Annotated in this window: 25 protein-coding genes; 19 read left to right on the forward strand and 6 right to left on the reverse strand. The window is 72.1% G+C overall.

All coding sequences use genetic code 11. The features are described from left to right. Positions 1–69: 69 nt before the first annotated feature. The 7 genes from mihF (at position 70) to AB0K15_RS09575 (ending at position 6,920) form a co-directional block, all read left to right on the forward strand. Positions 70–387, forward strand: coding sequence for an integration host factor, actinobacterial type (gene mihF / locus AB0K15_RS09545; protein WP_003096398.1), 318 nt, complete (start codon positions 70–72; stop codon positions 385–387). After that, positions 384–1,046: a guanylate kinase gene (gene gmk / locus AB0K15_RS09550; protein ID WP_364047615.1), complete on the forward strand. Its 663-nt coding sequence runs from the start codon at positions 384–386 to the stop codon at positions 1,044–1,046. Before mihF ends, gmk begins: the two co-directional genes overlap by 4 nt. Positions 1,047–1,069: 23 nt before the next feature. After that, positions 1,070–1,321 (forward strand): DNA-directed RNA polymerase subunit omega, encoded by a 252-nt coding sequence (gene rpoZ, locus AB0K15_RS09555; protein WP_220247522.1) that lies wholly within the window; start codon positions 1,070–1,072, stop codon positions 1,319–1,321. Next, the gene (coaBC, locus tag AB0K15_RS09560) at positions 1,314–2,552 is read left to right on the forward strand and encodes a bifunctional phosphopantothenoylcysteine decarboxylase/phosphopantothenate--cysteine ligase CoaBC (protein ID WP_364047617.1); all 1,239 of its coding nucleotides are present in this window, start codon (positions 1,314–1,316) and stop codon (positions 2,550–2,552) included. Before rpoZ ends, coaBC begins: the two co-directional genes overlap by 8 nt. An 81-nt stretch (positions 2,553–2,633) precedes the next feature. Next, entirely contained in the window at positions 2,634–3,836 is a 1,203-nt protein-coding gene (metK, locus tag AB0K15_RS09565; RefSeq protein WP_360596632.1) for a methionine adenosyltransferase, read from the forward strand. Between the two features lie 117 nt (positions 3,837–3,953). Then, the gene (locus AB0K15_RS09570) at positions 3,954–6,092 is read left to right on the forward strand and encodes a primosomal protein N' (RefSeq protein ID WP_364047619.1); all 2,139 of its coding nucleotides are present in this window, start codon (positions 3,954–3,956) and stop codon (positions 6,090–6,092) included. A 273-nt stretch (positions 6,093–6,365) separates the two neighbouring features. Beyond that, on the forward strand, positions 6,366–6,920 hold the full coding sequence (locus tag AB0K15_RS09575; RefSeq protein WP_364047621.1) for a GNAT family N-acetyltransferase: 555 nt from the start codon (positions 6,366–6,368) through the stop codon (positions 6,918–6,920). A gap of 1 nt (position 6,921) precedes the next feature. Here AB0K15_RS09575 and AB0K15_RS09580 read toward each other — a convergent pair whose 3' ends face one another. Next, the gene (locus AB0K15_RS09580) at positions 6,922–8,049 is read right to left on the reverse strand and encodes a hypothetical protein (RefSeq protein ID WP_364047623.1); all 1,128 of its coding nucleotides are present in this window, start codon (positions 8,047–8,049) and stop codon (positions 6,922–6,924) included. Position 8,050: 1 nt separating this feature from the next. Beyond that, positions 8,051–9,115 carry a helix-turn-helix domain-containing protein gene (locus AB0K15_RS09585; RefSeq protein WP_364047625.1) on the reverse strand — a complete coding sequence of 355 codons (1,065 nt, stop codon included), beginning with the start codon at positions 9,113–9,115 and terminating at the stop codon, positions 8,051–8,053. Between the two features lie 252 nt (positions 9,116–9,367). On the opposite strand from AB0K15_RS09585, the gene AB0K15_RS09590 reads away from it, so the two are divergent. The 4 genes from AB0K15_RS09590 (at position 9,368) to AB0K15_RS09605 (ending at position 11,445) form a co-directional block, all read left to right on the forward strand. Continuing rightward, positions 9,368–9,997, forward strand: a complete 630-nt coding sequence (locus AB0K15_RS09590) for a hypothetical protein (protein ID WP_364047627.1) — start codon at positions 9,368–9,370, stop codon at positions 9,995–9,997. 18 nt (positions 9,998–10,015) lie between these two features. Continuing rightward, positions 10,016–10,678, forward strand: coding sequence for a Crp/Fnr family transcriptional regulator (locus tag AB0K15_RS09595; protein ID WP_364047629.1), 663 nt, complete (start codon positions 10,016–10,018; stop codon positions 10,676–10,678). Positions 10,679–10,897: 219 nt separating this feature from the next. Next, entirely contained in the window at positions 10,898–11,227 is a 330-nt protein-coding gene (locus AB0K15_RS09600; RefSeq protein WP_364047631.1) for a hypothetical protein, read from the forward strand. Next, positions 11,224–11,445, forward strand: a complete 222-nt coding sequence (locus AB0K15_RS09605; RefSeq protein WP_364047633.1) for a hypothetical protein — start codon at positions 11,224–11,226, stop codon at positions 11,443–11,445. The genes AB0K15_RS09600 and AB0K15_RS09605 overlap by 4 nt, the downstream gene beginning before the upstream one ends. Positions 11,446–11,656: 211 nt before the next feature. Here AB0K15_RS09605 and AB0K15_RS09610 read toward each other — a convergent pair whose 3' ends face one another. Beyond that, on the reverse strand, positions 11,657–12,112 hold the full coding sequence (locus AB0K15_RS09610) for a GatB/YqeY domain-containing protein (RefSeq protein ID WP_364047635.1): 456 nt from the start codon (positions 12,110–12,112) through the stop codon (positions 11,657–11,659). A 95-nt stretch (positions 12,113–12,207) separates the two neighbouring features. Here AB0K15_RS09610 and fmt point away from each other — a divergent pair, with 95 nt between their 5' ends. From fmt to AB0K15_RS09625, 3 genes are read left to right on the forward strand one after another with little or no spacing between them, the layout of a single operon-like run. Beyond that, entirely contained in the window at positions 12,208–13,134 is a 927-nt protein-coding gene (gene fmt, locus AB0K15_RS09615) for a methionyl-tRNA formyltransferase (RefSeq protein ID WP_364047637.1), read from the forward strand. Then, entirely contained in the window at positions 13,131–14,555 is a 1,425-nt protein-coding gene (locus AB0K15_RS09620; RefSeq protein WP_364047639.1) for a transcription antitermination factor NusB, read from the forward strand. The genes fmt and AB0K15_RS09620 overlap by 4 nt, the downstream gene beginning before the upstream one ends. Beyond that, positions 14,552–15,055: a flavoprotein gene (locus AB0K15_RS09625; RefSeq protein WP_364047641.1), complete on the forward strand. Its 504-nt coding sequence runs from the start codon at positions 14,552–14,554 to the stop codon at positions 15,053–15,055. The genes AB0K15_RS09620 and AB0K15_RS09625 overlap by 4 nt, the downstream gene beginning before the upstream one ends. Positions 15,056–15,115: 60 nt before the next feature. Here the strand turns inward: AB0K15_RS09625 and phoA are convergent, their stop codons facing one another. Then, positions 15,116–16,501: an alkaline phosphatase gene (gene phoA / locus AB0K15_RS09630; protein ID WP_364047643.1), complete on the reverse strand. Its 1,386-nt coding sequence runs from the start codon at positions 16,499–16,501 to the stop codon at positions 15,116–15,118. Positions 16,502–16,671: 170 nt separating this feature from the next. On the opposite strand from phoA, the gene rpe reads away from it, so the two are divergent. From rpe to AB0K15_RS09655, 5 genes are all read left to right on the forward strand, one after another. Beyond that, positions 16,672–17,358, forward strand: coding sequence for a ribulose-phosphate 3-epimerase (rpe, locus tag AB0K15_RS09635; protein WP_364047645.1), 687 nt, complete (start codon positions 16,672–16,674; stop codon positions 17,356–17,358). A 92-nt stretch (positions 17,359–17,450) separates the two neighbouring features. Further along, a complete protein-coding gene (locus AB0K15_RS09640) occupies positions 17,451–18,056 on the forward strand; it encodes a riboflavin synthase (RefSeq protein ID WP_364047647.1) in 606 nt (201 codons plus the stop codon). 90 nt (positions 18,057–18,146) lie between these two features. Further along, complete coding sequence (locus AB0K15_RS09645) at positions 18,147–19,424, forward strand: bifunctional 3,4-dihydroxy-2-butanone-4-phosphate synthase/GTP cyclohydrolase II (RefSeq protein ID WP_220247524.1); 1,278 nt, start codon at positions 18,147–18,149, stop codon at positions 19,422–19,424. Further along, entirely contained in the window at positions 19,414–19,920 is a 507-nt protein-coding gene (gene ribH, locus AB0K15_RS09650) for a 6,7-dimethyl-8-ribityllumazine synthase (protein WP_364047649.1), read from the forward strand. Before AB0K15_RS09645 ends, ribH begins: the two co-directional genes overlap by 11 nt. Before the next feature lie 62 nt (positions 19,921–19,982). Then, positions 19,983–20,378, forward strand: coding sequence for a PH domain-containing protein (locus AB0K15_RS09655; protein WP_364047985.1), 396 nt, complete (start codon positions 19,983–19,985; stop codon positions 20,376–20,378). Between the two features lie 61 nt (positions 20,379–20,439). Here AB0K15_RS09655 and AB0K15_RS09660 read toward each other — a convergent pair whose 3' ends face one another. Beyond that, positions 20,440–21,225, reverse strand: a complete 786-nt coding sequence (locus tag AB0K15_RS09660) for an exodeoxyribonuclease III (RefSeq protein ID WP_364047651.1) — start codon at positions 21,223–21,225, stop codon at positions 20,440–20,442. 75 nt (positions 21,226–21,300) lie between these two features. Then, on the reverse strand, positions 21,301–22,017 hold the full coding sequence (locus tag AB0K15_RS09665; protein ID WP_364047653.1) for a trypsin-like serine protease: 717 nt from the start codon (positions 22,015–22,017) through the stop codon (positions 21,301–21,303). Between the last annotated feature and the right edge of the window lie 146 nt (positions 22,018–22,163).

The following is a 22,163-nucleotide window of genomic DNA, read 5'->3' on the forward strand; positions in this document are numbered from 1 at the left end:
TGTGGCGCCTGCTCAAGGGTGGGTACCGTCGCGTCACCCACCCAGATTTGAGAACTACCGGAGGAAAACGTGGCACTTCCCCAGCTGACAGAGGAACAGCGTGCTGCGGCGCTGGAGAAGGCCGCCGCCGCCCGCCGCATCCGTGCTGAGCTGAAGGAGCGGCTGAAGCGGGGCGGTACCACTCTGGTCGACGTGCTGAAGCAGGCCGAGGAGAACGAAGTCCTCGGCAAGATGAAGGTTTCGGCCTTGCTCGAGGCTCTCCCCGGCGTCGGCAAGGTTCGTGCCCAGCAGACCATGGAACGACTGGAGATCGCACCCAGCCGCCGGCTCCGCGGGCTCGGCGACCGGCAGCGCAAGGCGCTGCTGGCCGAGTTCAGCGGAGAGTGAGCGGCGTCGGTCAGGACTACCCGGTGATCCGGGGCACCGACCGCGACGGTGAGCCGGTGGCGGGGGACACCTCCCGCCACCGGCTCACCGTCGTCTCGGGGCCTTCCGGGGTCGGGAAGTCGAGCGTGGTGGGGGAGCTGCGCAAGCTCGAACCGGACATCTACTTCAGCGTCTCGGTCACGACGCGGAAGCCGAGGCCCGGAGAGGTCGACGGGAGCCACTACCACTTCGTGGATCGGGCCGAGTTCGACCGGATGGTCGCCGACGGGCAGCTGCTGGAGTGGGCGGAGTTCGCGGGCAACTGCTACGGCACGCCGCGCGAGCCCGTGGAGCGGGCACTGGCGGCCGGCAGGCCCGCTGTGCTGGAGATCGAGCTGCAGGGCGCGCGGCAGGTCCGGGCGGCCATGCCGGACGCCCGGCTGGTGATGCTGATGCCGCCGTCGTGGGACGAGCTGGTCGGCAGGCTCACCGGGCGCGGCACCGAGTCCGAGGCCGCGGTGCAGGCCCGGCTGGCCGAGGCGGAACGCGAACTGGCGGCCGCGGGCGAGTTCGACGTCCGGCTCGTGAACGCCGACGTGGGGACCGCCGCGGCGCGGTTGCTAGACTTGATTACCGGTGGCGATTCCTCTGCCGCCGATATCCTGGACGATACGGAGTAGCACGAGTGGCTGTTCAACAGGCGATGCTGGAAGAGCTCGAGGGCATCACCAACCCGCCGATCGACGACCTGCTCGAAAAGGTCTCCTCGAAGTACGCGCTGGTGATCTACTCGGCCAAGCGCGCGCGTCAGATCAACGACTACTACGCCCAGCTGGGCGAGGGTCTGCTGGAGTACGTCGGCCCCCTCGTGGAGCCGGGCCCCCGCGAGAAGCCGCTGTCGATCGCGCTGCGCGAGATCCACGGTGGTCTGCTCGAGCACACCGAGGGTGAGTGACACCAAGCCCAGGATCGTCCTGGGCGTAGGCGGCGGCATCGCCGCCTACAAGGCCTGTGAGGTCCTGCGAGGCCTCACCGAGTCCGGGCACGACGTCCGCGTGGTGCCCACCGAGGCCGCGCTGAACTTCGTCGGCGCGGCCACCTTCGAGGCCCTCTCGGGACACCCGGTGCACACCGGGGTGTTCACGGAGGTGCCCGAGGTGCAGCACGTGCGCGTCGGCAAGGAAGCCGACCTCGTGCTGATCGTCCCGGCGACCGCCAACCTGCTGGCCAAGGCCGCGCACGGCATCGCCGACGACCTCCTCACCACGACCCTGCTCACCGCCCGGTGCCCGGTCGCCTTCTTCCCGGCGATGCACACGGAGATGTGGGAGCACCGGGCCACGCAGGACAACGTCGCGCTGCTGCGGTCGCGCGGCATGGTCGTGACCGAGCCCGCCGCCGGTCGCCTCACCGGCGTCGACACCGGCAAGGGCCGGCTGGCCGACCCGGCCGAGATCGTGGACCTGGCCCGCCTGCTGCTCGACGAGCCCCGCGCGTTGCCGCGCGACCTCGAGGGCCTGCGCGTGGTCATCTCCGCGGGTGGCACCCGCGAGCCGCTGGACCCCGTCCGCTACCTGGGCAACCGCTCGTCGGGCAAGCAGGGTTTCGCGCTCGCGCGCGTGGCCGCCCAGCGTGGTGCCGACGTGACGTTGATCGCCGCCCACACCGTGGAGCTGCCCCAGCCCGCCGGCGCACACGTGGAGCGCGTGTCGAGCGCGGAGGAGCTGCGCAAGGCCGTGCACGCGGCCGCCGCGGACGCCGACGTGGTCGTGATGGCCGCCGCTGTCGCCGACTTCCGGCCGGCCACGCGGGCCGACTACAAGATCAAGAAGTCCGACGACTCGCCCGACCCGGTGATCACCCTCGACCGCAACGCCGACATCCTCGCCGAGCTGGTCCAGGGCCGTCGCGAGGGCCAGACGGTGGTCGGGTTCGCCGCCGAGACGGGCGACGAGCACGGCAGCGTGCTCGACCACGCGCGCACGAAGCTGCGCCGCAAGGGCGCCGACCTGCTGGTGGTCAACGCGGTGGGCGACGGCAAGGCGTTCGGTACGGAGGACAACTCCGGCTGGCTGCTGGCCGCCGACGGCACCGAGCAGGCGATCCCGCTCGGCGCGAAGGCGCGGCTCGCGGCCACAGTGTGGGACGCTGTAACAAGCTTGCGCGAACGTCGACTCCAGCACTAGGCCTTCTGGGTAATGTAGGGCCGTGTAAGGGGTACCTAAGTTCGCGGGTACCGAGCCGAAACCGAGGGAAGTGACGAGGTCGTGACTGCGTCCACCAAAAGGCTGTTCACGTCGGAATCGGTGACCGAGGGCCATCCCGACAAGATCTGTGACGCCATCAGCGACTCGATCCTCGACGGCCTGCTCACCAAGGACCCGCGCAGCCGGGTCGCCGTGGAGACGCTCATCACCACGGGCCAAGTGCACGTGGCCGGTGAGGTGACCACCGAGGCCTACGCCGACATCCCGACCATCGTGCGGGACGTGATCCTGCGGATCGGCTACGACTCGTCGGCCAAGGGCTTCGACGGCAACTCGTGCGGCGTCAACGTGGCGATCGGCTCCCAGTCGCCGGACATCGCGCAGGGCGTCGACACCGCCTACGAGTCGCGCGTGGAGTCCGACGAGGACGAGATCAACCGCCAGGGCGCCGGCGACCAGGGCCTCATGTTCGGCTACGCCTGCTCGGACACCCCCGAGCTCATGCCGCTGCCGATCGCGCTGGCCCACCGCCTGTCGCGCCGGCTGACCGCGGTCCGCAAGGACGGCGTGCTGCCGTACCTGCGCCCGGACGGCAAGACCCAGGTCACCATCGAGTACGCGGGTGAGCAGCCGGTGCGCCTCGACACGGTGGTCGTGTCCACGCAGCACGCCGACGGCATCGACCTGGAGCAGATGCTCGGCGTCGACGTGAAGCAGCACGTGGTGGAGCCGGAGCTGGCCGAGCTGGGCCTCGACACCTCCGGCACCCGCCTGCTCGTCAACCCGACCGGCCGCTTCGTGATCGGCGGCCCGATGGGCGACGCCGGCCTGACCGGCCGCAAGATCATCGTCGACACCTACGGCGGCATGGCCCGCCACGGCGGCGGCGCCTTCTCGGGCAAGGACCCGTCCAAGGTCGACCGCTCCGCGGCGTACGCGATGCGCTGGGTGGCGAAGAACGTGGTCGCCGCCGGGCTGGCCGGGCGCGTCGAGGTGCAGGTGGCCTACGCGATCGGCAAGGCCGCGCCGGTGGGCCTGTTCGTGGAGACGTTCGGCACCGAGACGGTGGACCCGACGAAGATCCAGGACGCGATCAGCGAGGTCTTCGACCTCCGTCCGGCCGCGATCATCCGCGATCTCGACCTGCTGCGTCCGATCTACGCGCCGACCGCCGCGTACGGCCACTTCGGCCGCACGGACCTCGACCTGCCGTGGGAGAGCACCGCACGCGCCGACGCGCTGCGTTCGCTCGCGGGCGCCTGAGTTTCCGGTTGTTCTGTTGTTCGTGAAGGGCATTTCGAGGGAATCCGCTTCCCCCGGGGTGCCCTTCACGGCGTTCTGGCGGCGGGACCGTCGGGGCGGTCTGGTAGAGATCACCGGGTGAGCAGCTCCGAACCCGCCCCGCTGTGGGACCTCCCGGAGCCTTCGCGCCCCGCTTCGGAGCCGAAGGCGTCGTCGCCGCGCGCGGGGAAGCCGGCTGCCGGCAAGGCCGCCGGGAAGACCGCGGCGGCCCGGAAAGCCGGGCCACGCAAGGGGGCACAGCAACCGGCGCCCGAGCTGCCTGTGGCGAAGATCGTGGTGGACATCCCGCTGGCGCACCTGGACCGGACGTTCGACTACCAGGTGCCCGACAAGCTGCACGAGGCCGCGGTGCCGGGCTGCCGCGTGCGCGTGCGGTTCGCGGGCCAGCTCATGGACGGCTACCTCGTGGAGCGCACGGACACCACGGAGTACGAGCGGAAGCTGGCGTACCTGGAGCGCGTCACGTCGAGTGAGCCCGTGTTGCCGCCTTCGCTGCACGCCGTGTGCCGGTCCGTGGCCGACCGCTACGGCGGCACCCTCTCCGACGTGCTGCGCCTGGCGTTGCCACCGAGGCACGCCAAAGCCGAGGCCGAGCCCGCTGCGGAACCGGCCCCGCCGCCGGACGTGCCGGACGTGTCGGCGTGGTCGCGGTACCAGTGGGGCCCGGCGTTCCTGGACGCCGTGGCGGACGCCAAGCCGGCCAACGCGGTGTGGCAGGCCCTGCCGGGCGAGGACTGGCCGCGCCGGCTCGCGGAGGCCGCGGCGGTGGCGGCGTCGTGCGGCCGGGGCGCGGTGCTCGTCGTGCCGGACCATCGTGACCTCACGCGGGTGCACGAGGCGTGCGTGGCGCTGATGGGCGAGGACGCCGTGGTGGCGCTGATCGCCGGCCTCGGGCCCGCGGAGCGGTACCGGCGCTGGCTCGCCGTGCTGCGCGGCGGGGTCCGGGTCGTGGTGGGCACGCGCGCGGCGATGTTCGCGCCGGTGGCCGACCCGGGCCTGTTCGTGGTGTGGGACGACGGTGACGACCTGCATCTCGACCCGCACGCGCCCTACCCGCACGTGCGCGACGTGCTCATGGATCGCGCGCACGCCACCAAGTCGTCGCTGCTGGTCGGCGGATTCGCCAGGACGGCGGAGGCGCAGCTGCTCGTGGAGTCGGGCTGGGCGCAGGCCGTGCTGGCCGACCGCGCCGAGCTGCGCGCGGCCGCCCCGCGCGTGACGCCGGTGGGGGAGGACTTCGACGTCGCCCGCGACGAAGCTGCCCGCGTCGCCCGCCTGCCCGCGGTGGCCTTCGAGGCGGCGCGCCAGGCGTTCGCCGCCGGCCTCCCGGCGCTGGTCCAGGTCCCGCGGCGCGGGTACGTGCCGGGCCTGGCCTGTGGCAACTGCCGCACGCCCGCGCACTGCCGCCGTTGCGCCGGTCCGCTGGCACTGCCCGGCGGTTCGGTGGACGGCGCGCCGAAGCCGCCCGCGTGCCGTTGGTGCGGCGTGCCGGAGACCGCGTTCCGTTGCCAGGCTTGCGGTTCGGTGCGGCTGCGCGCGGTGATCGTGGGCGCGAAGCGGACGGCCGAAGAGCTCGGCCGGGCTTTCCCCGGCGTTCCGGTGCGGACGTCAGATGCGGCCGAGGTGCTGGCGACGGTGCCGGGCCGCCCCGCGCTGGTGGTCTGCACCCCCGGCGCCGAACCGGTCGCCGAGGGCGGCTACGGCGCCGCGCTGCTCCTCGACGGCTGGGCCCTGCTCGGCCGTCAGGACCTGCGCGCCGCCGAGGAGACCCTGCGCCGCTGGATGGCCGCCGGCGCGCTGGTGCGCCCGGCCGCCTCGGGCGGCCGGATCGTGGTGGGCGCGGAGGCCGGGCTGTCCGTGGTCCAGGCCCTGGTCCGCTGGGATCCCGCCTGGCACGCCGGCCTGGAGCTCGGCCAGCGCCGCGAACTGGGCTTCCCGCCCGCCATGCGCATGGCCAGCGTCGAAGGCACGCCCGACGCCGTCGCCTCCGTCCTCGACGACCTGCCCCTGCCCGACACCGGCGAAGTCCTCGGCCCCGTCCCCCTGGGCGATTTCGACGCCGACGGCAACGCCTCCCGCGAACGCGCTCTGGTCCGGGTGGCGCGGCCGGAGGGCAAGGCGCTGGCCGCTTTGCTCCACGACGCGGCAGCCCGCCGGGACGCCCGCAAGGCGGCCGAGCCGGTGCGGATCCAGCTGGATCCGCTGGAGCTGATCTGACGTCGTTCGCGCCGGCGGGGGTGGTGCAGTCCTCTCCCGCAGCCTCGTGGTGAAGGGCATCGGACGGCGGCCGGAAGCTCGGGTTCGCGACGGTTGTCCGGACCACTACCCGGCTGAACCCGTTTCGTTTCGGTCTTGAGCGGGCATGTGGAAGACGGTCGGGGAGGGCCCGGCGGGATCAAGCACGCCCGCAGCGCTGCTCCGTGCGCGCGCCGGGACTGCTCCTTTCGCTGGCTGCGCGCTTCCGCCGGGTCCCCCTACGCTGGAGGCGCGATGTTCAGGACCGATCCGCGCGACGCCGACGGCTGCCCGTCCGGCGAAGGGGAGCCCGCGGCCGAGGCGACGATCCGGGCCGCCGAACCCACCGACGTCAAGGCGCTCAGTACCGCGCTCGGCGCGGAAGAGTACTTCTCCGACCGGCTCGGGCGGCAATCCGAGGGGCTGGGCGTCCTGTTCACCGCGTGGTGGGCGGATCAGCCGGTCGGGGACCTGTACCTGTGGCTGGAGGCCGCCGAGGAACCGCCGATCCGCAGCCGGCTGCCGGGCGTCGCGCTCCTGACGCACCTGGAGGTCCTGCCCGTGGCTCGCAACCGCGGCGTCGGCCGGGCGCTGGTCCGCGCGGCCGAGGGCCGGCTCGCGAGTCTCGGGCACCGGCGCGCCGCGTTGGCCGTGCGCACGGACAACGCGGACGCGGCCCGGCTGTACCGCCGCCTGGACTACCGGGACTGGGGACACGGCACGGTCGTCTGCTACGCCGAGCACTTCCTCCCGGACGGGCGCACCGTGTCCGAAGCCGAGCTGTGCCACGTGCTGGTGAAGACCCTCTGAGTCAGCTCCGTTGCACGAGCTCGGCGATGCCGAGGGTCCGGAACGCCGCGTCCACGCCGTCGGTCACGTGCTGGTCGTGGAGGCCGGTCACGTGCGCGCACCACGTCACCCGGTCTTCCTGCCACGCTCGCAGGTAGTCCGCGCACAGCTTCGGCGTGATCATGTCTTCGTTGCGGCGCAAGGCAGTACGCAGCGCCTCGACCATGTTGTCGCGCCGGGTGAAATCCAGCCCGGCCGCTTCGGAAACCTGGAGCAGCGCGGTGCGGATGAAGTTCCGGCGGACCTCGAGGAACCTCGTCCAGTAGCTCTCCGTCGCGGCTTCGAGGCCGAGGCCCTGGTCGAGCAAGCCGTAGACGCCTTCGGCGAGCGTGTCGCCCAGCTCTTCGGACTCGGCCCGGATCTGGTTGTACGGGTCGTACTCCGCCTGGTGCGCGCTCCCGGTGAGCGCGGTCGACCGCAGCCCGCTGTCGCCCAGCAGGAAGAACCAGTCCTCGTTGTAGAGGTCCGGGAAGAACGAGTCGAAGCACCGCTCGCCCACGACCAGCGCACCGCCGCCGACGAACGTGTCCTGCCGTCCGCCGGACTCGCGGTAGGCGTGGCACACCACGGAGTTGTCCGGCATGCCGGTGTTCGTCAGGCCGACGGCCGCGTGGTCGACGAGCAGGCCCGAGGCCTCGCGCAGGTCGGCCGGCCGGGGCAGCGTGATGTCGTCGTCGAGGAACAGCACGCGCTCCCAGCCCGCCAGGCCGGCCACGAGCAGACCCAGGTTGCGTTTGAGGCTGGTGTCGGCGCCGCGGAGCAGCTTGTGCTCCCGCAACAGCCGAGACGCGGCGAAGTGGGGCATGACGCCCGAGGGAAGACCGTCGGTGTCGATCGCGAAGGCGCGCACCCGGGCCTTTTTCGCCGCCAGCACGACCCGGTCGGCGCTCGCCTTCTGGCTGCAGAGCAGCAGCACCGGCGCATCGAGCTCCCGTGCGATGGTCCAGGTGTGGTCCAGCGCGTGCTCGTCGCGGCCGTTGGGTACGACGATCGCGTCCAGCTCGGCCTGGGGAGTCCTCCCGGCACCGACCTCGGCCAGCAGGCGCCGGTGGGTGGTGTGCTGCGCCGGCGCTCCGACGGCAGTGGTCATCTCAGCTCGTTTCTGGCCATTCGTGCAGCCGGTGCTCCGCCAGCGTCCAGTCGGGGGTGAGCCCCTGGTTGTTGAAGATGGGCACGCGGCTGATGATGCTGAAGGAGTCCGCGTGGGCGAATCGCGCGTCCAGGTGGGCCTGGTTGCGATCGCGGAAACGCGGGTCGGTCAGCGCTCGCACGGCTCCGAGGGTTCCCCGGCCGTACATCCCGTTGCACACGGTGACGGTGCGTTTGCGGTTGAGCGGGTTGACTCCGTGGTAGAAGAGCGCGACGTCGGCGACGAGGGTGTCGTCGCCTGACGTCTGGGCGTTGAAGCGTTCGGTCGTGCCGTCCGGGTGGGTCACCTCGAAGCTGCCCGGCACGTCCTCGCCCGGGCCGCCGCGGCCGATCTGCCGCACCGGTGCGTCGATCAGGTTGAGCAGCTCGCGGGTCTGCGGGTTGAAGTCGACGCCGCCGAGCAGCACGAGGTGCGCCGTGTAGTCCTTGGGGCGCAGGGGGACGCGGGGGTTCGCGGTGCGGAAGGAGACGTTGCTGGTGGGGTTGCAGGCCCGGATGTGGCCGTACAGCTCGATCAGCGCGTCGGGGTCGGCGTAGCTGAAGAGCCGGGAGTAGTCGGGGCTGGCGGGGTCCGCGTAGCCGATGCGCATGTCTTCGGGCAGCTGCGCGTCGACGATCACGACGTCTTCGTTCGGCGGGAACCGCCAGACGTTGCCCGGCGCGAACTCCGCCGAGCCCGTCGCCTCGTGGGAGCCGCCGCGCAGTTCGGTGAGCTCGGCGAGCAGGTCCTCGCGCCCGCGCTGCTCGTCCTCGGTGAGCTGCTCGGCCGCCAGCAGGCGGAAGGACGGCCCCTCGACCGACCGGCGGGTGGCGAAGAACGTCGCGTACGCGTCGAGCCGAAGCATGGGCGGCGACACCGGGTTGCTGGTGTTCTCCCACGAGGAGAGCAGCGTGTTGCTCACCCCGAACACGTCGGCGAGCTGGCGTTGGGTGATCTGCACCCCGGGCCAGGTCTCCTTCCGCAGCGCACGGAGGCGCCCGGCGAGGGCGGGGCTCGGCTGGGACACGACTTCAGACCTTTCAGTGAAGTCCACTGGAACGCGAGTGACGGAGATTGTACACGGAGAGTACCGAATCGGCTTGCGGGGCTCACCGCTACGCGTCCGGTGGAGATTTGAGGGGTGGTTCAGTTCGTGGATCGGCAAAACTCTTAGGGAGAACTTAAGTCTAAGGCTCTGTTCAGGTTCCGTCGCAGCCTTTATAGTTCGATCTATGGAAGTCTACTGGAATTCAGGAACCACCTGAACAGGGGGTCGGCCATGGACACCAGCGTTCTGCACGTGCCACTGCATCGAGCGATCGTGGTGGTCGACATCGAGGGGTCGACCACCCGGACCAACCCCGCTCGGGCCCGGCTGCGCGCGATTCTGTTCGACCTGCTCGACGAGGCGTTCCGCGCCGGCGGGATCGCGGAGGGGTTCCGGGACCCGTTCGTGGACCGCGGTGATGGCGCGTTGTGCCTGGTCCGGCCGGTCGACGAGGCGCCGAAGACCGTCCTGCTCGCCGAGGTGGTGCCCGCACTGGCGGAGCTGCTCGCGCGGCACAACGCCGAGAGACCCGACGCGGCCTTCCGCCTCCGGGTCGCGATCCACGCGGGCGAAGTGCACTACGACCTGCACGGCCCCTACGGCGAGGACGTCGACCTCGCCTGCCGGCTGCTCGACGCCGCCGAGCTGCGGCGCCGGCTGCGCACCACCGGCGGCCCGCTGGCGCTGGCCGTCTCCGAGGCCATCCACTGGTCGGTGGTCCGCCACGACTACGACGGCATCGACCGCGCCGCGTTCACCGACGCGTTCCACGTGCGGGTGGGCGGCCGGCGGATGCGGGGCTGGCTCCGCACGGCCGAGTGGGCCGGGGTCGCCGGCCCCAGAACGGGGCTCACCGCCTGACGAGCCGGGAGGTGACCCGTGGAGACGACCGGATTCTGGCCGGCGCTGGGCGAGGCCGACCGCGGCAAGGTGGCGGAGCTGGCGGTCCGCCGCAGCTACCGCCGGGGCGACGTGGTCTGCCGCGAAGGGGACCGCGCGGCGGTGGTGGTGCTCCTGCTCTCCGGCCACGTCCGGATCACCAACGCGACTTCCGACGGCCGCGAGGTCGTGATCGCCGTGCGCGGCGCGGGCGACGTGGTCGGCGAGCTCGGTGCCATCGACGGCGGCCCGCGCTCGGCGACCGTGGCGGCGCTGGACGACCTCGACGCGCTCGTCGTGCCCGCGGCCCGGTTCGCCGCGCTGTGCCGGCGCGAAGCGGCGATCTCCTGGGCGTTGCTGCTGGTCCTGGCTGACCGGCTGCGCGATCTCGGGCGGCAGCGGCTCGACGTCGGCGGCGGCACGATCACCCGGCGTGTCGCGGCGCAGCTGATGCAGCTGGCCGTCCAGCACGGGGTGCGCCGGGGTGACGACATCGTCATCGCGATCCCCGGCACGCAGGCCGAACTCGCGACCACCGCGGCGGTTTCGCGCGAATCGTGGGCCCGGGTGACGCGGGAGCTGCGGCGGCTCGGCGTGCTCAGCACCGCGCGCGGCCAGGTCGTGATCCACCGGCTCGCGGACCTGGGCCGGCTCGCCCGCTGAACTTGGCCGAACGGGTCCGACCGGCGCGGTTTGCCCGCGCCACGGGTGGTTCGGCGGTGCGCGGCTGCGGATTCCCGGCGCCGCGGGCTTTTCTGTGCGGTCACTGCCGAGCGTGGCCGGGAACAAGGCCCGGTGAGTTTCCCCGAAGGTGTCTGCAGACACAGATTTTCCTGCACCACAGCGGAATCCTGGGGGCACACACTCACGACGGAGGCAGCCATGGACCCGTTTCTTCCCGCCCCGCAACCGATTCGCTGGCGCCGCGGGGTCTACGCGGCGGCGCTGGTGATCCCGTTCACCGTGACGCAGGTGTGGGCGCTGCTGGTGCTCCTGAGCGTCGCCGACTTCAGCGGCCTTGTCGCACAAGCGGTTCTGGTGCTCGTGCTCGGCTCGGTCGTCTCGCTCGCCGTCGGCTGGCGCTGGGCCTGGCGCCTCGGCTCCGAACGCCGCCGTGCCCTCGAAACCCGCCGCGAGTTCGAGGCCTGGCGCGACGCCACGCGCGAAATCCCGCCGGCCGAACGGATCGGCGCCGGGCGAGGCCGCCGATGAGCGCCCTGGCGGCCGCAGCCACCGAGAGCGGCCCCGACCCGTCGACGGTCGTGCTGGTGATCGCCTTCGTGGTGTTCATCGTCGCGGTGCGAATAGTGCGGCGGATCGTCGGCTTCGTCGTGAAGACCGCCGCGTCGGCCGCCGCGCTCGCCGGCGTCGTCATGGCGGTCGGCGGCCTCGGCGGACTGACGACGCTGGCCGTGCTCGCGCTCCAGTAGGCCGCCCTCGCTTCTCCTTGCCACACCACGATTCCCGGGCGGCCGGGAACCCGGTCCCGCACCCGGCGGGCACCGGGTTTTCTTTTCGGCGAAGGAATCCGCTCGACCAGCTCGCCGCCGCGCAGAGCCGTTCGGCGAGACCCGCGATCTCAGGCCGGCAGTCTTCGCGCCGGTGCCCGCTCCGCCGGCGCGCGATGATTTGCCGCGGCGTTCAGCCGGCCAGCTGCTTCTTCACCTCCGCCGCCACCCGGCCACCCTCCGCGCGCCCCGCGACCTTCGGCTGTACCGCCTTCATCACCGCGCCCATCCCCGCCATCCCGGACGCCCCGGTGCTCGCCACGGCGTCCGTCACCAGGGCCGCGAGCTCCTCGTCCGAGAGCTGCGCCGGCAGGTAGCCCGTGAGGATCTCCGCCTCGGCGCGTTCGCGGTCGGCCGATTCGGCGCGGCCGGCGCCGGCGAACGCTTCGGCGGCGTCGCGGCGCTTTTTCACCTCGCGGGTGATGATCTTCCGCACCTCGTCGTCGGAGAGCTCGCGGTGGGTGTCGCCCGAGGTTTCCTCGTAGCCGATGGCCGAGAGGGTGAGGCGCAGGGTCGCGGAGCGGAGCTGGTCGCGCGCCTTGATGGCGGTGGTGAGGTCGTCGTGGAGGGTCTGCTTGAGCGTGGTCATCCCCCGATCCTGGCACCACCGCCGCGGCGACGCGCGGGTCTTCTAGACTCGACCGTGATGTCCAACCAGTACGAATCGCTTCCGGAGGTGCGGTGATGAGGCTCGTTTTCGCCGGTACCCCCGAACCCGCGGTGCCCTCGCTGCGCGCTCTGCTCGAATCCGGCCGCCACGAGGTCGTCGCGGTGGTGACGCGGCCCGACGCCCAGGCGGGGCGCGGCCGCCACGTCGTGCGCTCGCCCGTCGGGGCGCTCGCCGACGAGCACGGCATCGAGGTGCTCACGCCCGCGCGCGCCGGGGACCCCGCGTTCCTCGCGCGCCTCACGGAGCTGGCACCCGAGGCGTGCCCCGTCGTCGCGTACGGGGCGCTGCTGCCGCAGTCCGCGCTCGACATCCCGGTCCACGGCTGGGTGAACCTGCACTTCTCGCTGTTGCCCGCCTGGCGCGGCGCCGCGCCGGTGCAGTCGGCGATCCGCGCGGGTGACGAGATCACGGGGGCCAGCACGTTCCGCATCGTGAAGGAGCTCGACGCCGGGCCCGTGTTCGGCGTCGTCACCGAGAAGATCGGCCCGGCGGACACCTCGGGCGCGCTGCTGGGCCGGCTCGCCGAGTCGGGTGCGCACCTGCTGCTGTCCACCATGGACGGCATCGAGGACGGCACCCTGCGGGCCGCCGAGCAGCCGGCCGAAGGCATGTCCTACGCGCCGAAGGTGACGGTCGAAGACGCTCGCGTATCGTTCGCGGACCCGGCCGCTGCCGTCGACCGGCAGATCCGCGCGGTGACGCCGGAGCCGGGCGCGTGGGCGGAGTTCCGCGGCGAGCGCTTCAAGCTGGGGCCCGTCACCGTGGTCGACGAACCGGGCCCGCCGCCGGGCGAGCTCGTGGTCGAGCGCAAGCGGGTGCTCGTGGGCACGGCGACGAAACCGGTGCGGCTGGGCGAGGTCCAGGCATCGGGCAAGAAACGGATGGCGGCCACCGACTGGGCGCGCGGTACACGGATCGAAGAGGGAGAGCGCCTGCGGTGAACGAGCGTGGGGAACGGCGGCCGTCGAGGCCGCAGCGGGGCCGGCCGGCCCCGCGCAAAGAGGGACCGCGCCGTCCGCCGGAGGTCGATCTGGCCCGCCAGGTCGCGTTCGACGTGCTGCGCGCGGTGCGCGAGAAGGACGCGTACGCGAACCTCGTGCTGCCGCAGCTGCTTCGCGAACGGCGCATCACCGGCCGCGACGCGGCGCTGGCCACCGAGCTCACCTACGGCGCTTCGCGCGCCCAGGGCCTGCTCGACGCCGTGATCGGCGCCTGCGCCGAGCGGCCGATCGAGAAGACGGACCCGGTGGTGCTCGACGCGCTGCGCCTCGGCGTTTACCAGCTGCTGCGCACGCGCATCCCGGAGCACGCGGCCGTCGGGTCCACTGTGGACCTCGTACGCGCCGAAGCCGGTTCGTGGGCAACGGGGTTCGCCAACGCGATCCTGCGTTCGGTGTCCGCGAAGGACGAACAGACCTGGCTCGACGAGCTGGTGCCCGACGAGGCGACCGACCCGATCGGCGCGTACGCGATGCGCACGGCGCACCCGCGCTGGGTCGCGCGCTCCTTCGCGGAAGCGCTGGGCGACAAGGGCGCGGAGCTGAAGGCCGCGCTCGAAGCCGACGACGCCCGTCCCGAGGTGCACCTGGTCGCGCGCCCCGGTGAGATCAGCGCCGACGAGCTGGCCGCCATCACGGGCGGCGACGTCGCCCCGTACTCGCCCTACGGCGTGCGGCTGCCCGCCGGTGCCGGTGACCCGGCCGACGCCGAGCCGGTGCGCGAACGCCTCGCCGCCGTGCAGGACGAGGGCAGCCAGCTGTGCGCCATCGCCGCCACGAAGGTGCCGCTCGAAGGGGCCGACGAACGCTGGCTCGATCTGTGCGCCGGTCCCGGCGGCAAGGCCGCGCTGCTCGGCGCGCTCGCGGCGATCAGCGGCGCCCGCGTGGACGCCGTCGAGAAGGCGCCCCACCGCGCCAAGCTCGTGGAGAACGCCACGCGCGGCCTGCCCGTCACGGTGCACGTCGCCGACGGCCGCGAGTCCGGGCTGGAGCCGGGCTTCGACCGGGTGCTCGTCGACGCGCCGTGCAGCGGTCTCGGCGCGCTGCGGCGACGGCCGGAAGCGCGCTGGCGCCGCAAGCCCAGCGACGTCTCCGACCTGACGAAGCTGCAGGGCGAGCTGCTCACGGCCGCGCTGGACCTGGTCCGGCCGGGCGGCGTGGTCACCTACGTCGTGTGCTCGCCGCACCTCGCCGAGACCGAGGGCGTGGTGGGCGAGATCGCCCGCCGCACCAAGGCGGAGGTTCTCGACGCGCGCGAGTTCTTCCCGGGTGTGCCGCAGCTGGGCGACGGTCCGTACGTGCAGCTGTGGCCCCACCGCCACGGCACCGACGCGATGTTCTGCGCCACCCTGCGCAAACCGTGAGGGACCTCGGTCTGGTCGCGAGCTCGTGCGGGGGGCTGGACACCCGGTTCACCGCCGAGCTCGCCCGCCCGGCCGCCACACGCGGCTGGCGGCTCGCGGTCACGCTGACGCCCGTCGCCCACCGCTGGCTGGAGGCGACGGGCGGGCTGACCGAGCTGGCCGCCACCACCGACCTGCCGGTGCGCAGCGTCTCGCGCCTGCCCGGCGAGCCGCGCCCGCACCCGGACCCGTCGGTGTTCCTCTTCGCCCCCGCGTCGGCCAACTCCGTGGCCAAGCTCGCCCTGGGCATCGCCGACAACCAGGCCCTGACCCTGCTCGGCGACGTCCTCGGCGCGCCCGGGATCACGATCGTGGTGGCGTACCAGATCCAGGACACGCGGGTGCACCACCCGGCCTGGCAGCGGCACCTGGACACGCTGAAGTCCGCGGGCGTCCGCCTCCACCGCCTCGACCCCCGGCGGCCCTGGTCGGAAGTCCTGGACCTGCTGCCCGGCGCGTAACCCCAATGTGGCGCTGGGTGCGCTCAACGCACCGAACGCCACATTGGGGCGCTGGGCAGGTCAGCGCAGGTGCAGAGCGCGCTTCAGCGTCGAGAACACGTCGGTCTGGTTGGTCAGCCCGACGATGTTCGCGGCCTGCGGCCCGTAGCCCGCGATGCGGACCTGGGTGCCGGTGTGCGACTGCGAGCCGCCCGGCTCGGCCGTGCCGTAGGCGATCGTCATGGTCGAGCCTTCGTTGGTGACCAGCGTCGCGGTCAGGCCCGGGGTGGCCGTGGGCTCCACGATCTGGCTGCTGTGGCCGTGGTCGGCCGTCACGAGCACGAGGGTGTCGCGGTGGCTGCGGGCGTACGCCAGGCCCGCGGCGATCGCGGAGTCGAAGTCGACCGTCTCGCCGATCTGGCCGCACGGGTCGGCCGCGTGGTCCTGCTTGTCGATGCTGGCGCCCTCGACCTGGAGGAAGAAGCCCTTGTCGCTGTGGCGATCGTCGAGCAGCTCGATCGCCTTGCGGGTCTGGTCGGCCAGCCTCGGCTGGGTCTTCGGCAGCGCCGGGTTCGGGGTGCAGCGCGCCGGCTGGGTGCCGCCGTGGACCGCGGCCGGGCCGGTCCAGTTCACCGGCATGTTGTTCGCCGCGAACAGCCCGAGGACCGGCTTGCCCTTCTTCGCCTTCGCCAGGTCGGCCGCGGTGCTGACGACGTTGTAGCCGGCCGCCTTCGCCTGGTCCAGCACGGTCTTGCCCTTGAACTTGCCCGCCGTCACCTTCTGGTCGAAGAAGGCCGCGCCGCCGCCGAGCAGGACGTCGGGGCGGGTCTGCACCAGCTGCTCGGAGATCGAGCCGGCGCCGCCGTTCTCCTTGGCGTTCCGCGCGCACTTGGCGGTCGTCTCGACCGGGCCCTTGCAGTCGCGGCTGACCACGTGGGAGCCGAGCACGGCCGGGGTCGCGTCCTGGACCTCCGCGGTGGTGACGTCACCGGTGCGCAGGCCGCCGCGCTGGGCCAGCTCGAGGATGGTCGGCACGGGGTTGCCGTACGCGTCGACCGAGATCGCGCCGTTGTAGGTCTTGGTGCCGGTGGCCCAGCCGGTGCCCGACGCGGCCGAGTCGGTCACGTAGTTCGGCTTGGCGGGGTTGTTCTGCTCCACGGCGTACGTGGTGTAGTCGCCGGTCAGCGGCAGCTCGTCCATCGCGAGCCGCCCGGCGGCGCCGCGCTCGTAGTTGCGCGCCGCCGTGATCTCCGACTGGCCCATGCCGTCGCCGATGAACAGGATCACGTTGCGCGCGGTGCCGCCCTGGATCGCGTTGCGGACGTCCTGTGTGCGGTCACCCGTGGAGGCGGTGCGCGACGTCGCGGTGTCCGAAGTCGCGAGGGCGACCGGGGCCGCGGCGATCAGCGCGGCGCCGAGCGCGCCCGCGGTCAGCCACTTGCGGCGGCCGGCGAAGAGCGTTCTCATGTAGTTTCTCCTCGGATGGGGATTAATCCGGAAACTCCGGCTCGGGCTATTAGTCAGGGTGCATGTGTTCCGCGCGCATCATCCGGATGATCATCAGATGTCCGAAAGGAGAACACCGGGGCGCCGCAGCCGGTTCACGACGGTTAACCGGGCCGACCTAGACTCGGGGCGTGGCCGATCGACCCCTCATCGCACCCAGCATCCTGTCCGCGGACTTCGCCCGGCTCGGCGAGGAGATCGCGGCGATCGCGCACCCGGGGGAGACCCGCGCCGACTGGGTCCACGTGGACGTGATGGACGCGCACTTCGTGCCGAACCTGACGCTCGGGCTGCCGGTGGTCGAGGCGCTGCTGAAGTCCACCGACGTGCCGCTCGACTGCCACCTGATGATCGACGACCCGGACCGCTGGGCGATCGGGTACGCCGAGGCCGGCGCCTACAACGTCACGGTGCACGTGGAAGCGGCGAACGACCCGGTGAAGCTCGCGAAGGACCTGCGCGCGGCCGGGGCGAAGGCCGGCTTGTCGGTGAAGCCCGGCACCCCGCTCGAGCCCTACCTCGAGACCCTCAAGCACTACGACACGCTGCTCGTGATGTCCGTCGAGCCCGGGTTCGGCGGCCAGTCGTTCATCCCCGACGTGCTGGAGAAGGTGCGCACCGCGCGCCGCCTCGTCGACACCGGCCACCTCAAGCTCGTGGTCGAGATCGACGGCGGCATCAACGCCGAGACCATCGAACAGGCCGCCGAAGCCGGCGTCGACTGCTTCGTCGCCGGATCCGCCGTCTACGGTGCGGACAACCCGGGGCTGGCGGTCGCGGCGCTGCGTGAACAGGCCGCGCGTCACCGCGCGAACTGACCCCGCGCCCGGGGAAGCACCGGGGTGCGGGCGGGTGTTGGATGGAGGGATCACCGGGTTCGGACGGTGACGGCGGCGAGGAGGCAGCAGCAGTGTTCACCGGGATTGTCGAGGAGATCGGCGAGGTCACCGCGGTAGAGCAGGGCACGAACATGGCGCGGCTCACGGTGCGTGGCCCCCTGGTCACGTCCGACGCGAACCACGGCGACTCGATCGCCGTCAGCGGGGTGTGCCTGACGGTCGTGGACGTCTCGAATGGTGGGTTCACCGTCGATGTGGTGAACGAGACACTCGCGCGCTCCAGCCTCGCCAAGGTCGCCGTGGGTGACGCCGTGAACCTCGAGCGCGCCACCCCGGCGGGCGGGCGGCTCGGCGGGCACATCATGCAGGGCCACGTCGACGGCACGGGTGTCTTCCTGTCCCGCGACGACACGGGCGTGACCACGTTCGCCCTGCCCACGGGCCTGGCGAAGTACGTCGTCGAGAAGGGCTCGATCGCCGTCGACGGTGTGTCACTCACCGTGGCGTCGGTCACCGCCGAGCAGTTTTCCGTGGCGCTGATCCCCACCACGCTCGAGGCCACGACGCTGGGCCGGCGTGAGGCGGGCGACCTCGTGAACCTCGAAGTGGACGTCGTCGCGAAGTACGTCGAGAAGCTCGCCACCCCACATCTGGCCGCGAGCGCGCACAATGTCTGACGTTCGGTCCGACGGTACGAAGGAGCAGCCGTGAGCGAGACGAAGGCGGCCGAGCCGCGGACGGGCTGGACGCCCTGCGGTGCCGGCGCGGTGTTCGACGCGGACGCCATCGAGGCGGCGGTCGCGGACATCGCGGCGGGCAAAGCCGTGGTGGTGGTCGACGACGAGGATCGGGAGAACGAGGGCGACCTGATCTTCGCGGCGGAGAAGGCGACGCCGGAGTTGCTGGCGTTCATGGTCCGCTACACCTCGGGGTATGTGTGTGTCGCGTTGACCGAGGCCGAAGCGGATCGGCTGGATCTGCCGCCGATGTACCACACGAACCAGGATGTGCGCGGGACCGCGTACAGCGTGACGGTCGACGCGGCCGAGGGGATCACGACCGGGATTTCGGCGGCGGACCGGGCGCACACGATGCGGTTGCTGGCGGATCCGGCCGCGTCGGCGAAGGATTTCCGCCGGCCTGGGCACGTGGTGCCGTTGCGGGCGAAGGAGGGTGGCGTGTTGCGCCGCCCCGGTCACACCGAGGCCGCTGTCGACCTGGCTCGCATGGCCGGGCTCAACCCTGCCGGCGTGCTGTGCGAGATCGTGTCGCAGAAGGACGAGGGCGACATGGCGCGGCGCGACGAGCTGGAGGTTTTCGCCGCGGACCACGACCTGCGGGTGATTACGATCGCCGATCTGATCGCGTACCGCCGCCGGACCGAGAAGCAGGTCGAGCGGGTTGCCGAGGCCCGGATCCCGCTGGCGGCGGGCACGTTCCGCGCGGTGGGGTACGACAGCCTGCTGGACGGGATCGAGCACATCGCGTTCGTCTACGGCGAGATCGGTGACGGCGAGGACATCCTCGTGCGGGTGCACTCGGAATGCCTGACCGGCGACGTGTTCGGGTCCCTGCGCTGCGACTGCGGCCCCCAGCTCGAAGCCGCGCTGCAGGCCGTGGCCGACGAAGGCCGCGGCGTCGTCCTCTACATCCGCGGCCACGAGGGCCGCGGTATCGGGCTGCTGCACAAGCTGCAGGCCTACCAGCTGCAGGACGCCGGCGCGGACACCGTGGACGCGAACCTCGCGCTCGGCGTCCCGGCCGACGCCCGCGACTACGGCACCGGCGCGCAGATCCTGTGCGACCTGGGCGTGCGGTCGATGCGGCTGCTCACGAACAACCCGGCCAAGCGCGTCGGTCTCGAGGGGTACGGCCTGCGGGTCACCGGCCGCGTGCCGCTGCCCATCTCGCCCAACCCCGAGAACCTGCGGTACCTGCGCACCAAGCGCGACCGCATGGGGCACGACCTCGCGCAGCTGGAGCACTACGAACAGGTGGGTGCCGCCGACCAGGCGGAGAAGGGGACAGCACCCGATGAGCGGTGAGGGACGGCCCGAGTTCGAGCTCGACCTGAGCGACTGCAAGGCGCTGAAGCTCGGCATCGTGGCCACGCGGTGGAACGCGAACATCACCGACACGCTCCTGGAGCGTGCGCTGGCCGCCGCGAAGGCGGCCGAGCTGGAGGAGGAGCCGACCGTCGTGCACGTCGCCGGCGCCGTCGAGCTGCCGGTGGTCGCGCAGGCGCTGGCCCGCCACCACGACGCGGTCGTGGCGCTCGGCGTGGTGATCCGCGGCGAGACCCCGCACTTCGACTACGTGTGCGACTCGGTCACGGCCGGCCTCACGCGCGTGGCGCTCGACGAGAGCACCCCGGTCGGCAACGGCGTGCTGACGGTCAACGACGAGCAGCAGGCGCTCGACCGCTCGGGCCTGCCGGGTTCGAAGGAAGACAAGGGCTACGAGGCCACGGTCGCGGCGCTCGACACCGCCCACGTGCTGCGCGGCTTGCGCCAGCCGTGGACCGAGCGGGGATTCGTGTGAGCCCGGCCGTGAGCGAGCAGCAGGAGACCACGCTCGTCATCCGCCCCCGGCGGGCGCTGGTGATGTGCAGCGTGCTGGCGGTGCTGCTGCTCGCCGTGTTCATCGTCGTGGCGATCCTGCTCCGCAACTCCCACACCGGCGTCGTGTTCGAGAAGTCGGACCAGGTCGCCATGATCGGCATCGGCGTGCTGCTGGCGCTGGGCACGATGCTGTTCGCCAACGCCCGCGTGCGCGCGGACGCGACCGGCATCGAGGTCCGCAACGTGATCACGACCCGCCGGTTCCTGTGGAGCGACGTGCTGTCGGTCAGCTTCCCCGACGGCGCTTCGTGGGCGCGGCTGGAGCTGCCCGAGGACGAGTACTTCTCCGTGATGGCCGTGCAGGCCGTGGACCGCGACCGCGCGGTCGCCGCGGTGCGCGCGCTGCGCAAGCTGCACAGGGCGGCCACGGGTTCCTGATCGTTTCCATGGGAAAGCCGCCCGGACGACCGTGCTCCCGGGCGGCTTTCCCGTGGGTGCGTCAGAAATCCAGGTCGACGACGATCGGCGCGTGATCCGACGGGCCCTTGCCCTTGCGCGCTTCACGGTCCACATAGGAATCGCGCACGGCCGACGTGAACGGCTTGCTGCCGTACACGAGGTCGATGCGCATACCGCGGTTGTTGGGGAAGTTCCCGGCGCGGTAGTCCCAGTACGTGAACGGGTGGTCGTACTTCAGCGGGCGCGGGAACACGTCCGCCAGCCCGAGGTCGCGCAGGCGGGCGAGCGCCGCTCGTTCGGGTTCGGTGACATGGGTGGAGCCGTCGAACAGCGAGCGGTCCCACACGTCGGCGTCGGTGGGGGCGACGTTGAAGTCGCCGAGCACGGCGAACGGTGTCCCGGGCAGTTCTGCCAGCTCTTCCTCGACGGTCGTACGCAAGGCTTCGAGCCATTCGAGTTTGTACGCGTAGTGCGGGTTGTCGGGCTCCCGGCCGTTGGGCACATACACCGACCACACCCGCGCGCCGCCGCAGGTGGCGCCGACGGCGCGCGCCTCCGACGCGCCTTCGAACTGCGGCTCACCCGTGAGGCCGCGGACCACGTCGGTGATGCCGACCCGCGAGACGATCGCGACGCCGTTCCACCGGCCGAGCCCGTAGGCGGCGACCTCGTAGCCGAGCGCCCGCACCGGTTCGAGCGGGAAGGCGTCGGTGGTGTTCTTCAGCTCCTGCAGGCACAGGACGTCGGGTGCCGAATGCTCCAGCCAGTCGAGCACGCGCGGCAGCCGCGGCACGATCGAGTTGACGTTCCACGTCGCGATCCTCACGACCGCCAGGATAGGGGTGCGTGGCCCGGGGCACCCGGCCACGCACCCCCGCTCGGGTGGACCGAACGGCCCGGATCAGACGCCCGCGGTGCTGCGGATCCACGAGCGGCTGGTGGCGACGCTCGCGTAGTTGTTGGTGCCGCGGGTGTTCGTGCCGCTCTGGTTCTGCACGGTCGACGCGACGCCGACCTGCACACCGTTCGAGACCTCGGGCCCGCCCGAGTCGCCCTTCCAGGCCGAGCCGTTGATCCCGACGCTCTGGATCGCGCGCCCGCCGTACGCGTCGGTGGAGCGGCCCGTGACCTGCACGTTCGCGACCTTCAACGCCGACGCCGGCGGGCCGGTCGGGGTTGTGCGGCCCCAGCCGTAGAGCTGGTTGGTGCTGCCGGTGGCCGGGTCGGCGCTGCCGAGGGTGATCGGCGTGGCGGAGGTGGCCTGGGCGAGGTGCAGCAGGGCGATGTCGCCGTTGGGCGACTCCTCCTCGCGGTCGACGGCGATCTTGGTGCCGCCGAAGAGCGTGTTGGTGCCGACGCGCACGTACATGCCGCTGCCGTCTTCGTCGAGGCAGTGCACGGCCGTCATCACCCAGCGCGACGCGATGACCGTGCCGGAGCAGTTGAAGCCCTGGAAGTCGCGGCCCGGGGTGTTGACGTAGACCTGGGCGCCCCAGCTGACGGCGGGCGCGGTGCCGCCGCCCACGATGTTCGTCTGCGCGGTGGCGGCGGTGCCGCCGGCCAGGGTGCACGCGACCGCGACGGCGGTGACGGCGCCGGCGATTCGGGTTCTGCTCACGGGATGTTCCTCTCGGCGGGGACCGGAAGAGCCGGGTTTCGGCTGGAACGGACGGTAATCATCGCGTCACCCGGCCGGGAACCGACGAACGTCGCTTCTGCCCGGATCACCCGACTTCCGTCGGGTCGGGGCACTAGCCGAGTGGT

The organism is Amycolatopsis sp. NPDC049253 (assembly GCF_040678995.1).
GTDB lineage: Bacteria > Actinomycetota > Actinomycetes > Mycobacteriales > Pseudonocardiaceae > Amycolatopsis.

Coding starts and splice junctions, on each gene's coding strand:
- rpoZ (WP_220247522.1), top strand. CDS start 1,070: ATGCTGGAAGAGCTCGAGGGCATCACCAACCCGCCGATCGACGACCTG.
- AB0K15_RS09575 (WP_364047621.1), top strand. CDS start 6,366: ATGTTCAGGACCGATCCGCGCGACGCCGACGGCTGCCCGTCCGGCGAA.
- AB0K15_RS09580 (WP_364047623.1), bottom strand. CDS start 8,049: ATGACCACTGCCGTCGGAGCGCCGGCGCAGCACACCACCCACCGGCGC.
- AB0K15_RS09590 (WP_364047627.1), top strand. CDS start 9,368: ATGGACACCAGCGTTCTGCACGTGCCACTGCATCGAGCGATCGTGGTG.
- AB0K15_RS09600 (WP_364047631.1), top strand. CDS start 10,898: ATGGACCCGTTTCTTCCCGCCCCGCAACCGATTCGCTGGCGCCGCGGG.
- AB0K15_RS09605 (WP_364047633.1), top strand. CDS start 11,224: ATGAGCGCCCTGGCGGCCGCAGCCACCGAGAGCGGCCCCGACCCGTCG.
- AB0K15_RS09610 (WP_364047635.1), bottom strand. CDS start 12,112: ATGACCACGCTCAAGCAGACCCTCCACGACGACCTCACCACCGCCATC.
- fmt (WP_364047637.1), top strand. CDS start 12,208: ATGAGGCTCGTTTTCGCCGGTACCCCCGAACCCGCGGTGCCCTCGCTG.
- phoA (WP_364047643.1), bottom strand. CDS start 16,501: ATGAGAACGCTCTTCGCCGGCCGCCGCAAGTGGCTGACCGCGGGCGCG.
- ribH (WP_364047649.1), top strand. CDS start 19,414: ATGAGCGGTGAGGGACGGCCCGAGTTCGAGCTCGACCTGAGCGACTGC.
- AB0K15_RS09655 (WP_364047985.1), top strand. CDS start 19,983: ATGTGCAGCGTGCTGGCGGTGCTGCTGCTCGCCGTGTTCATCGTCGTG.